We start from the raw sequence: 14468 nt of genomic DNA on the forward strand, positions 1-14468 counted from the left end.
ATGCTTTTGATAGATTATGCGAAAATCTATGTTAAAGCAGGTGATGGTGGCAATGGTTGTGTGAGTTTCCGGCGGGAAAAATATGTCCCAAAAGGTGGTCCTGATGGTGGAGACGGTGGAAAGGGTGGAGATGTGATAATACGCGCGGATAGAAATCTTTCAACCTTGCTTGATTACAGATACAAAACATTTTACAGGGCTGAAAACGGCGGGCACGGAAGAGGAAAAAATCAACACGGCAAGGACGGTGAAGATGTCGTCTTACTTGTCCCGTGTGGAACGGTTGTAAAAGATGCCCAAACTGGCGAAATAATCGCAGACCTTGTGAATCACGGTGATGAAGTCATTGTCGCCCGTGGTGGAAAAGGTGGAAGAGGAAACGCACGATTCGCAACTCCGACAAATAGAGCGCCAAGATTTGCTGAAAAAGGTGAAAAGGGGGAGGAAAGGGAAATTGAGCTTGAACTTAAACTCATCGCTGATGTTGGTTTGGTTGGGTTTCCAAATGTTGGAAAATCAACCCTTATTTCAAAAATCTCAGCAGCAAAACCAAAAATTGCGGATTATCCATTCACCACGCTTCAACCAAATCTTGGAATTGTAAGATATGATGAGTTTAAAAGTTTTGTCGTTGCTGATATGCCGGGATTAATTGAAGGAGCTCACGCAGGCAAGGGGCTGGGGATACAATTTTTGAAGCATATTGAACGAACAAAATTGCTTGTGATTATGATTGAATGTGTAAGTCCCGATCCAATGAAAGATTATGAAACGCTTTTAAACGAAATGCGTCTATTTTCGCAGGTTTTGCTTGAAAAGCCACGCATAGTTGCAATTACAAAAATTGATCTTGCGGATAAAAGTTTGAGAAAAAAACTTGACAGAGTAAAATTTGAAGACAATATACCAATTGTAAAAATCTCTGCCATCACGGGTGAGGGTTTGAAAGAATTGATTGACCTTATGTGGTCGGAGCTTGAAAAAATAAAAGAAAAAGAATCTATTTCGGCTCAAAATGATTGAGACGCTTCATAATCAGGTTTTTTATGAAAAGCCAGAAGTTGTGAGCTCTGCTCCAGCGACGATAAATTTAATGGGAGAATATACGCAAAGAAATGGTGGATTTGTGTTCTCAATCGGTGTAAATCGCCGTGTCTATGTGAGCATATCTTCAAGAATTGATGAAAAATTTTTGATTTATTTTGATCGTGATATTGCGATTGAAAGTTTTACGAAAAAATCGCTCTCAAAAATTTCAAAAGGTGAAAGGTCTGCAATTGTCAAAGGGATCATCAAATCTTTTCTTGATAGTGGTTTTGATCTTTTCGGGCTTAACATTTGCATTGCTACGGATATACCTACAACTATGGAAATTGGGAATTTGCCCGCAACTATAGTTGCTTTATCTTTCGGAATTCGCCATTTGCAAAATTTTGACATTGAAGACATTGATCTTATCCAATTGTGTGAAAAGGTGAATAAGTATCTTTTATCTTCTTATGTAAATGTTTCTGATTGTATTGCTTCCGCAATGGTAAGGGATAATGCTGGGATTTTTGTTGATTGCAGGACATTTAAATATGAATATGCCCCAATTTCAAAAGGATTAAAAATTTTGATAATTGATCCCGGGCGAAAAGACGCCTTCACCGGTGAAGATTTTTTAAAGCGTGAAAAAGAATGCAAAGAAGCACTTGATATAATTTCAAGTGTTAACCCCAAAATTAACTCACTTCGTGACTTAACATTTGATGAAGTTTCAAAATATGCAAACTTCCTTGAAAAAAGTTCAATTAACAGAGTCAGATATGTTGTTGGTGAAAATGAGAGGACATTAAATTTTGTCATTGCCCTGAGACGGCGAAATTTTTCAATGCTTGGGAAACTTATGTTTGATTCACATTTGAGTTTAAGAAATGATTATGAGATGTCGTCAGATGAAATTGATGCAATTGTTGATATATCTGCCACGATTGATGGCGTTGTTGGTGCTAAAATTTATGGTTTTCGTTCCGGAGTTGTGGCTATTGCGTTGAAAGAAAAAACAGGCGAGGCGATAAAAATTATATCGGACGAGTTTCAAAAATTATTCGGAAGAAAAGTTAAAATCTATGTTACCTCGCCAGAAAATGGAGTTGAAGTAAGCTCAAAAAGTTAAATCAATTACGCCAGAGATATTGAACTTTTAAAAAGAACTCACGATTTGTCTGCCTCACGCCATAAGGTTCTTCGAAGTCAATCATATCAAGAGTTGAACCGATGTAAAAAATTGTGAATGGATTAAGTTTAAAGCTTAACAATGGAAAAACCTGAACAGAACCGCTGAATGAATTATACTGCGTTATCAATCGCACGAACAGATTCGGATTAAACTGATAGATTCCAACAAGCCCAGTTATATAGCCGTCGTAAAATTTTTCTTTCGTTTCAATATCTTTCAAATTCGCTTTTTGATACCAGATAGAAATTTCAATTTTATCTGTTGGTTTAAGTTTAAACCATGCGCCGAGTTCTGTCCCTAAACCAAGTTTTGGCTCATCCGTGCGATAAATATATTTCCCATATGAGCCGTTAAATTGCAAACTTAAAAATCCAGTTGGGGTAGAGTAAATGTTTGCAAAAATACGATGAATGTTTCTGAATCTATGATTTCTGAAAATTTCATCGTTTAATGGAAGAAATCCAATGAATACATTTGTTTGAGTTTTTAATTGTCCGCCAATCCCAAGCATGAACCATTTTTCTTTCTGCGCCCCGAAATAATTAAATCTAATCCCGCCCTCGGCTGTTAAAAATGCAATGTCTATAAATGAATTTTTGGGATAAAGTGTAAATTGATTCTCAATAGTTAAAACTCTCCCGTTGTTTGATGTGACAAAACCTAAATGTGGTTGAAATGTTGGTGAAAGGTCGCGGTAGGAAATGTCAAGTTCGTGATGTTTTGTGTTTCTTGTAAATCTCAAAATTACTCCTGTCCCAGAATATCTTTCACCGTTAAATGTTGCATCAAAGTTTGAATTTCCAAATTTTCTTGTGCTTGAAAATATGTCAGAGTTATTTATCTCTTTCGTCAAACTGTAAAGAATTTGCCCCCTGAAATAATAGCTCTTCCAGAAAAATAAACTCCAATCAACACCACCGACATAATTATACGCATCGTTTAAATTTCTCGTCGTCAAAAGAAAACCTGCATAAGATTGTTCGCCGAAGTCGTATCTAATTCGTCCGATGTTTGAGAGTGATTTTAAATTTGTTGAGATCGTTGAACTCTCTTCTTCACCTGGAATAATAAATGTTGTATTTCTGTCAAGTGATGAAAGATAGGCAATGGTTATTTTATTTGACTTTTGTTTCAATTTCAAAGCAAAGAGTGGATTGTTTATCATTCTTGAATAAAATGCATTTATCGGCGTTCTAAAAATTTCCGCACCTTCAAGAAAGAAAGGTCTCTTTTCGGGATAGTAGAGCGCAAAAGTCGTATTTACATTTATCTGATATGCGTCGCTTTCAACTTGGCTGAAATCCGGATTTAAAACGCCTTCAATTGTAAGTTCAGGATTTGGAGATATTTTTACGCCACTTCCAAATCTTCCTTTTATCGGCTCGTTTTTAAATTCAAGTGAAGGATCATAATCTTTTAGAAAGCCAGATTGATAACCCATTGCATAAGGTAAAATTTCAATTAAGCTTGTTGAAGTAATTTCATCAAGTCCCGTTAATTTCCCGCCTTGACATAGAAGGCATGGATTGTTTTTATCAAAAGGTGTCCATGAGAAGATAAATCTACTTTTGCGAGGATAATTTCTTCCGATTAAAATGTTCCATTCGTGATTTTTCTTTTTCGGAAATCTCAAACTTTTAAATGGAATTGCAATTTCAACAGTCCAGCCGGAGTCATTTACGAAGCCAGCCGAACGCCAGATAAAGTCAAAACTCATATCTTCTGAATTCCCAGCTCTTATGCCATCTCCTTGAATTCCGTATGGATTTACCGCAAGCTCGTATGCATTCTGATTGTCTCCGTATGTGTCAATTATTAAAATGATGAAGTCATCTTCCCAGATTTTATCTCTGTCTGTTAAGTGTGCTCTTATTTCTTTCGGGTTTGTGTCATAGCATATGAATCCGAAGTAAAAATTTTCATTGTCGTAAAGAACCATCGCTGTTGTTTTTTGAAGTGCGGGTTCGTTGTCGGTGATTTGAACTTCGTAGTTTAATTGAACTTTTTCTGCTATTTCCCAAGATTTTTCATCAAGTTTTCCGTCAATTTTAATTGGTTCGTTAGTTTTAAGGGCTTTGATTTTGTATTCGTTTTGTGAAATTGCAGGATTTAAGAAGGTGAGAAGAGAGATAAAGATGATTAGTTGTAGATGTTTTGACATTTCACAAGGTTTCGTTTTGTTTGCGATTTTATTTCGGTATGTTTTTACGAAAGGCGGGATTTTAAAGTTACAGATGCTGAAAAATCAAAAAACCTCCCCAGATGGGGAGGTTTATGAATGAGTTAATCAAAACAGAAGATGATAAATCAAGCTTACATTTCGCCCCGGCATTGGAGCAAAACTTTTTATCCTTGAAAGATGATCGTAATATGTTTTATTTGTTAAGTTTTCAATGTTAAGATTTATCTCATGTGCAAGTCCGAAGGAAATCAATCTCAATCCAAAATGCAAATTTATAATCCCATAGCCGGGCGTTCTCGTTTCATCCGGGGCGATTTTATTTTGCGATGAAACTAATTTAATTTCAGCTCCAAAATTATATTTGCTCGTTCTATATTCAATCCCAATAATACCTCTCAACGGTGGGATGAACGGGAGGTATTCGTCAACATCTCTTTTTTTACCTTCAACATAATCAACAAGAATTGATGTGTTAAGATGTCTTATCGGCTCAAATTCAAATTTTGCTTCAAAACCACGCAAAACAGAGTTTGAAGATGTGTATCCATAAATTGGAAGCCCAGATACACTGTCAACCTCGCCAGTGTTATATGGATAGACGAAGTTATTGATGTAGTTCAGAAAAAGCGAAACATCAACATTTGATCTTTGCGTCAGCCATCTAAATGAGAGATCAACCTCGTTTGATATTTCCGCTTTTAAATCAGGATTTCCAACTTCAAAACTTAAAGTCCCAAGGTGTGGTCCATAGGCAAATAGCTCTTGCAGTGATGGAATTCTGAACCCTCGGGAGAAACTTAAAGTTAAATTCATCGGATCGGCGAGTTTATAAACAAATCCAGCAGATGTTGAGAAGACGCTGAAATTTTTAACTTGAGATGGCGCATTTTCAAATTCTTTTGACTTAATGCGAGCGAAATCGTATCTTACGCCAGTTTGAATTGTTAATCTGTTAAGTTCAAGTTCTTCGTAAAGTATTAAAGAAGCAAGATAAAGGTTTGCATCCGCAAAAAATTTCTCTTCGCCTGTGGTGCTGTAATTTTGATACATAAAGCTTGAACCAAGCATCCCGGATAAATTCCCAATTTTTGCATGTTTTAATTTCAAATCAGATGTTAGCGTCCTCGTTTTTATGTGCGTTGCAATTTCTCCATTTTCAAGTTCCCTGTGGTCGTAATCAGTTTGATTAATTTGCAATTCAATACCTTGAATTTTTGAATTTTCAAATCCAAGCTCGGATTTAAAAGCAAATTTGTTTCTGTTTATCTTAAATCTTGGATGTTCTTCATCTTCAGTTGGGACACCGTAATTACCTTGATAATTTCTGAAAGCAAATCCAGTTGTTAAGTTTTTTGCGTGATAAGCTATCCCGATTGAAGATGTCAAGTTTTCAGATTCTGTGTTGTTGAGCGTTCCAATTGGAGTTTTCGTATCGCCGTTTTTTCTGTATCCAAATTCGCCTCTAAAACCAAAATTTTTAATTCCATAATCAAACGCACCTGAGCCAGATAAAGACGAATTGACACTTGAACCAATCAATCTCATAGAACCACGGAGTTTATCGTGAACTGTTTTCGGTATGTCTTCTGAGATTATGTTTATTGCACCGCCAACGGAATTAGTCCCGTAGAATAAACTTGCTGGACCGCGGATTACCTCAATTCTTTCAACTGATGTTGGTTCAAAAGAGATAGCGTGATCTGGCGATAAATCAGAAGCGTCTCCTATTCTCACGCCGTTTTCAAGTATTAAAATTCTTGTGCCCGTTAGCCCACGTATCACAGGTCGTCCGACATTTGAGCCGTTAAATTCAAGATTTATCCCTGGTTCATATGAAAGCGTCTTTGCAATGTTATCGCTCAATCTTAAACCAAGTTTGTCTTCATCAAGCACTGCGATTGGTTGATGTATTTCAAATGCACTTCTTTCATACATCGTTCCTGTAACCACAACTCCGGGGAGTGAAATTGCAGTTTGCTCAAGCTCAATGTTTAATTCAACTGTTTCATCATCTTTTAAATTTATCTTCTTTTGTGTTTTTTTATAGCCGACATAGCTAACTTCAATCGTGTAATTTCCCGCTGGGACTTTGTTGATGATGAAAGTTCCATCGTTTTTAGTGATCGTTCCTCTTTTGAGTTCAATGAGATGAACATCGGCGAAAGGAAGCGGTTCTTTCGTGGTTTTGTCTATAACTTTGCCTTTAATTGTTCCCTGCGCAAATAAATTTATGTGAAAGAATATAATAAGCCCAAACAAGATTATTTTTCGCATGGCTTTGAAAACCAAATTTTGTTTTTAAAAAATTTTTTTCAGAGAAATGAAAAAGTTTAAAGATGGATTACAAAACTGGGGGAGCACGCTTTAGGATTGAAAGATAGTTGAGAGGTTTTGGGAAAGGTAAAATCTCAGCAGTTGAAATGTTTTCTGTCTCAGCTGTAAAATCTAAAGTGTAAATTTTTGAAGAGAGATGGTTTAAATTAAGCGATGTTAAAACGCAGGCAAATTCGGAATTTAAACCGGGATGAAATTTGTGGTTTATGCAGTTGTGTTCGGTTATTTGCTTTGAATCGTGGCTTAAATGAAAATGAAAGTTAAGTCCGACATAAACAAGTCCAACAAGATAAATCGCAAGCGTAAGCAATATGTAAATTTTTCTTTGCTTCAAAGTCAGCCAAATTTGTTTTGTTATTCAAAATTTTTAAACACAGTTGCGAAAATTCTTGTTCCATCAAATCTCAAGGATGCGTTTTAAATTTCCGGAAAGTATTTTTTGAATTTCTTCATCTGTTAAACCAAGTTCGTTCATTATCTCAAGCTGTTGATTTAAGATGTCAATTCTATATCCACGAGGGAAAACACCGCTGTCCGTCCCAAAAATAATTCTATCAACCCCGAAAACATCAATCGTCTTTGCGAAGACATCTTTGAGATCAATTTTATAAGGTAAAACTTTTATCCAAGAATTTGAGCTTGATGTATCAACATAGACATTTTTACATTGAGAGCCGAGCATTAAAACTTCGCGCAGGTATCCAGCGCCAAAGTGTGGTATTATGAAGTTAACATCCGGATATCTTACTGCAACTCTGTGAAGGTCGGTTGGATTGCTGTATGTCCCATCAATTTGGTCGTTTAATCCAATTGCTTCGCGAATGGGTATTTTCAAAATTCCAAAATGTGTGAAGACGATGATTTTATATTCTTTTGCGATCAAATAGATTTTTTCAAGCAATTCATCATAAACGTGTATATGATAAAGTGCTGGAAAAAGAATAATTCCCTTCATCCCCATATTTTCAACTGCGTGCTTTATATTAGATTCAACTTCCGATGAGAGTGGGTTTATTGTGATAAAGCCGATAAATTTATCCGGGAAAGCCGAAATTGCGGTTGCCACGGAAAGCGCATCTTCTGGAATGCTTGCAAATAGAACAAGTTTTGAAATTTTATATTTTTCCATTTCCTCAATCCATCGTCTTGCGAGTTGCACGGGACTAACTGGTGGGGTTTCTATTCCGTATTTTTCTTTAAGATTTGAAAATTCTTCGCTCAATGGTGTTTCTTTTGTCTTCATTCTTATGAGAGTTTTGAAGAAGTTAAATGAGAAAAAGTGAACATGGGCATCCCAGATTTCAAATTTTTCCGTCATTTTAAACTCCAGAAATTTTTTCTTTTGTTCAGTTTTAAAATATCAAAATCAAAGGAAGTTTTCAAATGGTCGGTAAAAAAATAAAAAAAGACCGCTGGCGCTCGGGGACACACGCCAGCGATCCCGGCGGGAAAGGAAACGGGGATGATTATGCCTCGCTATAAATATAATAAATCAAAAATCTTTTGTCAAGGGTTTCGGGCTATTTTTTGAGGTCATTTTAAAATTGGCTCTGCAAAGCCCTAATGAATGTGGATTTGAAATGATTTTTAAAAAGTCAAAATTTTCTGCCCAAAATCCTTGCTTTTTAAAGCATCGGCTTTTATTTTTGAATTAAAAGCAAAAATTAATTTTCCCCGAATATGTTGAAAAACGCACTTTCTTCTTGGTCCCTAATTCTGGTGATTACTATTTTAATTTTTGGCTGTGATAAACCGAGAGATTTGATCACGCCGACGCATATCGGAAGAGTTCCAGATGTTAAGAATTTAAGTGTTACTGTTGGGAAAACGCCAACTGGAAAATATCTTGTTCTTTTAAACTGGAGTTATGATGACAATGGAAATTTGCGTGAGTGGGAAGTTTACAGATCTTTGCGGGATACAACAGGTGGAAATTACTCATTTCTCCAACCGCCTGTCAAAATCCCAAGTTACGCTGATTCAACAATTCCAAGCTTCGCTGAAGATAGTATATTTGTCTACTACAAAGTTATCCCGGTTGGAAATGATAGATTTCTTGGGAAACCCGGGATAGAGCGTGTAACTCTTTACAAAAAATAAAAATCAAAAAGAGGTGAAAAATCATGCGTAAAATTACGGGCTTAATTCTGGCTTTCCTGCTTTTATTTGAAGGAAAGGTCTTTTCCCAATTTGCACCACTTGATACATCAACACCACAAGTGGTTTACAGTTGATAATACACCAAATCTCGCTGGTGGACAAACAAATTGGGAGGTTGACCGTGATTCAACCGATGGATATTATGAGAAAGAGCCGAGCACAGTTGGAAGCGGTCAACCTGGACCTGGATGGTTTACAAACACAGGTTCAGCAAATGTTGGACCCGACCACAGGAGAACCCCATACACAGCAGGAAGTCCATCTGGAGCTTGGGCAAAGTATATTTTCAACATTCCAACACAAACACAGCAAAACATTCTTGACACGGATGATTATTACATTCTTTACTACTATCTTCAACAGAGTGGGAATGCATCTCCAAATTGTTATATAACAGTTGAGAGATTTGGTGAGGGTGTTTATGCTGATTCTTTGAGACATAATCAGATGTTAAATGGTGCTGGACTTCCGACTTTACAACAAGCGGGTTTGTGGCGTCCAACGCAAAGTGGTGCAGATGGTTCATGGTATCCACTTACGATTTTGAGATTAAACGCTGGAGCTCCTGTTATTGTGACAATTGGTGCTGACACATTAACACCTGCATTTTTGAGGGTTGATGCTGTTAGAGTTTTAAGAAGCAATCTTCCAAGGGATCTTGAATTTGGTAGGCGAATGAAGGGTAATCCATGGCAGGTGACAAATCCTGATACGACGAGACCGAATATGGATCATTTCGCACTTTACAGAGTTGGAGAGGTTTTCCCTGAGGTTACAGCTGGAGAGACAGCTGAGAAAAAGGTGAGATTGTTTAACCTTGGGGATAGCGTTTTGACTATTTACAATGTTTATGGACACACTGGAAGATTCTACACGAATGATCCTATGCCAATAAGGATAAATCCGGGAAGTTATTATGATTTGACGATTGTGTTCAGACCTTATCAGGAGGAGTTTATTGTTGATTCACTTGCGATAGAAAGCGACGACCCAGAGGAACCAGTTGCATATCTTCATGTTGCTGGACAAGGTTTAAACTATAATTTCATAATGAATGCAAGCGATGGGAGTGAGCCACATTGGAGAGCTCCTGGTGGGGATCAAGTTCTTTATCAAGAGACACCTGCTGGATGGGTGAATTCAGTTGCAAGTCCTTATCCATTTCCAATCCCCGGAGGCAATAGAAACAGCAGGGTTTACACTGGGACGGGTCAGATACCTTATGCGATTTATCAGTTTGTGATTCCTGATACGCTTGGTGGTGATTACATACTTGAGTATTCAGGACCTGCTGGTTCACCAAACGCAGCGACAGCAGCACAGATTGATGTTGTCACGCCATTTTTTGCTGATACACAGAGGGTTACAGGTTTTAATCAGAGACAGGTTACAACCGCTCTTGTTTGGGCGCAGATTGGTGGACCTGGTTTTACATTTAAGTTAAACCCTGGAGGACCGACGCAGGTTATATTCAGCAACCCTGGGCAGGCATCTGGTAATTTCCTTAGGACTGATCTTTTAAGAGTTAGAAAAGTCCCAACACATCCTCAGATAACTGTTGCTCAAAGAACGATCGCATTTGGTGAAGTTGCGGTTGATTTAATTGAGAGAGAATTGCAAGGTAATTACAGAAGAACAAATTACAATTGGAAGTAATGGTGAGAGATCGCTTTGGATTTATGACATTCATTTTGCGGATACTTCCGGAATTTTCAGAATCATAAATATGCCAAATTTACCACTTGAGCTTCCTGCAATAAATGGAAAGTTTAACCTAATCGTTGAGTTTGCTCCGAAAGATTTAAGAACATATGTTGATACCCTTTACATTGTTTCAAACTCAAAGTATGACAGCGTTTTAACTTTAATTTTCACCGGCACAGGCAGAGGTACGCTTGTTTATGCTGATAACGATGTTGAAGGAGAATTTTATGCGCAACCAAGCATAGTTGATTATGTTTATCCGCCAGTTGATACAACTTATAACAAATGGAACAGGATAACAGGAAGCGGAATAAATAATTCAAGATTGCTTGCTTATATCTATGGAGCTCCAAATGCGTTTGCAGAATGGTATCCGTTTATACCAATGAGAGAAGGTGCTTCTGAGGTTGATAGTTTTGATGTTTATGCAAGAACCGGGCTTGCAGCAAGTAATTCAACCCCAAGAGCAAGATATTTGATTTATCAACAGGGTGGCGCTCAACCCGAGACAGTAATTGTTAGTCAACTTGGCGTTGAGAGAATTTACCTCGGCAGATTTCAATTCAGACGAGGTGGACGCGACTTTACAATGGGCTCAAAACAAACAGCGATCTTTGGTTATATCCGGCTTGAAAACGATACAGCTCTTGTGAATGCATATTACGCTGATTCACTTTTAAATAGAGCAAAGCAAGATAGTTTTGTCATAAGAGCAGATGCAATTGAAATAAGAGAAGCTCCAAAACCAGTTACAAAAGTTCAAATTGCTGGCAATGAAATTCCGAAAGAATTTTATCTTGCGCAAAATTATCCGAACCCATTCAACCCGACAACAGATATTGAATTCTCTATTCCAGTTGCTGTGAATGTTGAGATAAAAATTTATGACATACTCGGCAGAGAAGTTGCAGTTTTGATAAACGAATTCTTACAGCCCGGAAAATATAAAGTCAGATGGAATGGAACAGATAAAAATGGTGCAACAGTTTCGTCTGGTGTTTATTTCTATGTGATGAAGGCGGGTAAATTCGTTCAAACGAGGAAGATGATGTTGATTAAGTAAAAATTAAAGCCCGGGTGTTAAGCCCGGGCTTTTTGTTTTAAATTAACTTTTCATTCCTCGTCTTGATCGTTATCATATCTTGTTTTTGTTCTTAGAACTTTTGCGAAGCAGTAAATTGTCAATGTTGCAACAATTCCCCACGCAAGTGTCATAAAGATAATTCCTTCCGTTGTTAATTTCATTATATTTCTCCAGCTTTTGTTTTTTCTCGTTTTGCCCAGGCGGTTTTAACCATTAAAATTATGATTAGGAAGATCAAAAACATCAAAGCTCTTGCGCCCCATCTATATGGTATATCTTCTGGCTTAACATCTTTCATTAAAAGCGTTGGTATTGCATCTTGAACGAGCCAGTTTACCATGATGAAAAGGAGATAAAGAGGAGTTATGTATTTGATGATGTAGTAAAAAATTCTCGGCACTTTAATATCAGCGCCTTTTGTTATTTCAGCCCAGCCTTTATCCATCCCAAATATCCAAGCGAAAATTATAATCTCAAACAAAGCAAAAAGAACAAGTCCAAAAGTTCCAGCCCAGTAATCCATTTCATCAAGGAAGCCATGTTTTAAGAAAAACACAACAAATTGTATTGCGATGAAAACAGAGAAACCGATCAAAGTTGTCGCTCTGGCGTGTGAAATTCCGAATTCTTCTTTTAGAAATGCTATCAAAGGTTGAGCCATTGCAACAGATGAAGTTATCCCTGCGAAGAAAAGGAGCAAAAACCAAAGAAAACCAAAAAATTCTCCAAATGGAAGTTTTTGAAAAATTATCGGCATTGATACAAAACCAAGGTTAAATGCACCGCCTTTGGCGATTTCCTGTGTCGTTTCTATTCCAAAGAAAGCAGCTGCAACTGGAATCGCAATGCTTGCTCCAAGAATTACTTCAACGAATTCATTTGTTGAAGCTGTTGAAAGACCGCTTAAAGCGATGTCATCTGTTTCCCTTAAATAACTTGCATAAGCTTGCAATGTTCCCATTCCGACGCTCAATGTGAAGAAAATTTGACCTGCAGCAGCAAGCCAGATTTTTGCATCACCAAGTTTTGAAAAATCAGGATTCCATATAAAAGCAAAGCCACTTTCAACGCTCCAATCAGGATGATTGACTGGATCAGGTGTCCCAAGCGTCACAACTCTTATGACGAGAACTATTGCAAACAGGAAAAGCATTGGCATTGCAATTTTAGCAAGCATTTCTATGCCCCGTGATATTCCACGATAAAGAATGAAAAAGTTGAGAAACAGGGTTACACACATAAAAAGGTATGCGGGGAGAATGCTTTGGAAATAATTTTTCTCAATTCCTTGATAACTTTGCAAGAAGCTTCGCATCGTGTCAAATGTTGTTTCGCCAAAATATGCTTTCGTTATTGAGAAGAAACTAAATGCAAGCGTCCACGATTCAATGTATGTGTAATAAACCATTATTACCGTTGATATAAAAAGCCCAAGTGCTCCAAGATACTTTGATATTGGAGCTTTCCACATAGCGTCAAACATTCCGGGTGCGCTTCCGTGACCGAATTTACCGCCGTATCTTCCGATAGCCCATTCAACCCACATCAATGGAATTCCAAGAAGTAGAAAGGCAACGAAATATGGAATCATAAAAGCCCCCCCCTCCGTTTTGTGCAGCTTGAACTGGGAATCTGAGAAAGTTCCCCAGTCCAACTGCATTTCCCGCCATTGCGAGAATTAATCCGATTCTTGTCCCCCAGCGTTCTCTTTTTGCCATTACGCCTCCTTATTTGTTAGTTTTCGTTTCGTCCGGGTTTTGAAAATTTTTTGTTTCCAAATTTAAACAAATGATAAAAACTTTAAATCAAATTTTCAAGTAAAAGTGCATTACTTCGCCTGCCTATGTTAATTTTCCCGTTTGTTCTTTCTTACTTTTTTGTTAAATTTTAAAAAAAAGAAAAAGCAAATTGAGAATTGAAAAAGATTGAACTTGACGAGCTTAAAAAAAGATTGAAGCAAGTTAAGCTCGTTGCCTGTGATATTGACGGCACATTGTTAAGTTCAGACAATCAAATAGGCGAGGGCACAATTCAACTGGTAAATGAATTAAAAAATTACGGAGTTAAATTTACTCTCATCACTGGGCGTGTTCATTCCGCTTCTGTAAAATATGCGAAAATGCTTGGGGTTGATGATCCAATTGTCTCTCTAAATGGTGCGCTTGTGAAATTTCCTGAAGGAGAAACTATAAAAGCATTTTATCTTCCAGAGAAAAAAGTTTTAAAGGCGCTTGAACTTGCAGATAAATTTTTCGTGAATATACTTTTTTATTCCGAAGATAAAGTTATTTACACTCCTGAAAATACAATTTTCCCATCTTACATCGGAAATCTTGAAGCGGAAACGATGGAAGTTGATTCATATTACGATTACACAGATAAAGTTTTGCGTGTCGTTTTAAGTTCAGACCGAAATTATATCCTTCACAAAATTGCACATAAACTTGAACCGCCTTTGTTCTCAAATATATCAACTTCAATTTATCCATCTCTTAAATACGACAGGTTAACATATCTTGAAGTAAAGCGACGAGGAATTTCAAAAGCGACGGGCTTAAAATATGTCAGAAAATTTTTTAAATTGAAGCGTAGTGAAGTTGCTGGCATAGGTGATTTTTATAATGACATTGAATTTTTAAAAAAGGTTGGAGTTGCGGTTGCTATGAAAAACGCAGTCGCAGAAGTTAGATTTAACGCCGATTATGTCACAACGAAGACAAATGATGAAGATGGTGTAAGTGAATTTCTTGAAATTCTACTTGATGCAAAAAAATTGAAATAAC

The 14468-nt window shown here is 37.1% G+C and carries 13 protein-coding genes; 6 read left to right on the forward strand and 7 right to left on the reverse strand.

Going from position 1 to position 14468, the window contains the following annotated elements:
• Together obgE and AWW83_RS03480 are read left to right on the forward strand one after the other, a co-directional pair.
• Window positions 1–1023 (forward strand): GTPase ObgE, encoded by a 1023-nt coding sequence (obgE, locus tag AWW83_RS03475; RefSeq protein WP_092348569.1) that lies wholly within the window; start codon window positions 1–3, stop codon window positions 1021–1023.
• Window positions 1016–2158, forward strand: coding sequence for a galactokinase (locus AWW83_RS03480; protein WP_092348573.1), 1143 nt, complete (start codon window positions 1016–1018; stop codon window positions 2156–2158). The genes obgE and AWW83_RS03480 overlap by 8 nt, the downstream gene beginning before the upstream one ends.
• Before the next feature lies 1 nt (window position 2159).
• Here the strand turns inward: AWW83_RS03480 and AWW83_RS03485 are convergent, their stop codons facing one another.
• The 4 genes from AWW83_RS03485 to AWW83_RS03500 all read right to left on the reverse strand — a co-directional run bounded on the left by AWW83_RS03485 (window position 2160) and on the right by AWW83_RS03500 (window position 8055).
• Window positions 2160–4382 (reverse strand): carbohydrate binding family 9 domain-containing protein, encoded by a 2223-nt coding sequence (locus AWW83_RS03485; protein ID WP_092348575.1) that lies wholly within the window; start codon window positions 4380–4382, stop codon window positions 2160–2162.
• 126 nt (window positions 4383–4508) lie between these two features.
• Complete coding sequence (locus tag AWW83_RS03490) at window positions 4509–6677, reverse strand: TonB-dependent receptor (RefSeq protein ID WP_092348578.1); 2169 nt, start codon at window positions 6675–6677, stop codon at window positions 4509–4511.
• 67 nt (window positions 6678–6744) lie between these two features.
• Window positions 6745–7071, reverse strand: a complete 327-nt coding sequence (locus tag AWW83_RS03495; RefSeq protein ID WP_092348581.1) for a hypothetical protein — start codon at window positions 7069–7071, stop codon at window positions 6745–6747.
• 63 nt (window positions 7072–7134) lie between these two features.
• Window positions 7135–8055, reverse strand: a complete 921-nt coding sequence (locus tag AWW83_RS03500; RefSeq protein ID WP_092348584.1) for an amidohydrolase family protein — start codon at window positions 8053–8055, stop codon at window positions 7135–7137.
• 362 nt (window positions 8056–8417) lie between these two features.
• Here AWW83_RS03500 and AWW83_RS03505 point away from each other — a divergent pair, with 362 nt between their 5' ends.
• The 3 genes from AWW83_RS03505 (at window position 8418) to AWW83_RS03515 (ending at window position 11664) form a co-directional block, all read left to right on the forward strand.
• Entirely contained in the window at window positions 8418–8837 is a 420-nt protein-coding gene (locus AWW83_RS03505; protein WP_092348587.1) for a hypothetical protein, read from the forward strand.
• 99 nt (window positions 8838–8936) lie between these two features.
• Window positions 8937–10553, forward strand: a complete 1617-nt coding sequence (locus tag AWW83_RS03510; protein WP_143713877.1) for a hypothetical protein — start codon at window positions 8937–8939, stop codon at window positions 10551–10553.
• Window positions 10501–11664 (forward strand): T9SS type A sorting domain-containing protein, encoded by a 1164-nt coding sequence (locus AWW83_RS03515; protein ID WP_092348593.1) that lies wholly within the window; start codon window positions 10501–10503, stop codon window positions 11662–11664. Before AWW83_RS03510 ends, AWW83_RS03515 begins: the two co-directional genes overlap by 53 nt.
• A gap of 50 nt (window positions 11665–11714) precedes the next feature.
• Here AWW83_RS03515 and AWW83_RS10120 read toward each other — a convergent pair whose 3' ends face one another.
• Genes AWW83_RS10120 through AWW83_RS10215 form a run of 3 tightly spaced genes read right to left on the reverse strand, consistent with a single transcriptional unit; the run spans window position 11715 to window position 13403 of the window.
• Entirely contained in the window at window positions 11715–11846 is a 132-nt protein-coding gene (locus tag AWW83_RS10120) for a hypothetical protein (RefSeq protein WP_268761451.1), read from the reverse strand.
• A complete protein-coding gene (locus AWW83_RS03520; RefSeq protein WP_234697235.1) occupies window positions 11846–13276 on the reverse strand; it encodes an SLC5/6 family protein in 1431 nt (476 codons plus the stop codon). The genes AWW83_RS10120 and AWW83_RS03520 overlap by 1 nt, the downstream gene beginning before the upstream one ends.
• Window positions 13221–13403, reverse strand: coding sequence for a hypothetical protein (locus AWW83_RS10215; protein WP_420021877.1), 183 nt, complete (start codon window positions 13401–13403; stop codon window positions 13221–13223). Before AWW83_RS10215 ends, AWW83_RS03520 begins: the two co-directional genes overlap by 56 nt.
• Before the next feature lie 197 nt (window positions 13404–13600).
• Here AWW83_RS10215 and AWW83_RS03525 point away from each other — a divergent pair, with 197 nt between their 5' ends.
• Window positions 13601–14467: a Cof-type HAD-IIB family hydrolase gene (locus AWW83_RS03525; protein WP_092348596.1), complete on the forward strand. Its 867-nt coding sequence runs from the start codon at window positions 13601–13603 to the stop codon at window positions 14465–14467.
• Window position 14468: the final 1 nt, after the last annotated feature.

It is taken from the genome of Candidatus Chryseopegocella kryptomonas, assembly GCF_001536065.1.
GTDB classification, from domain to species: Bacteria; Bacteroidota; Ignavibacteria; order Kryptoniales; family Kryptoniaceae; genus Kryptonium; species Kryptonium kryptomonas.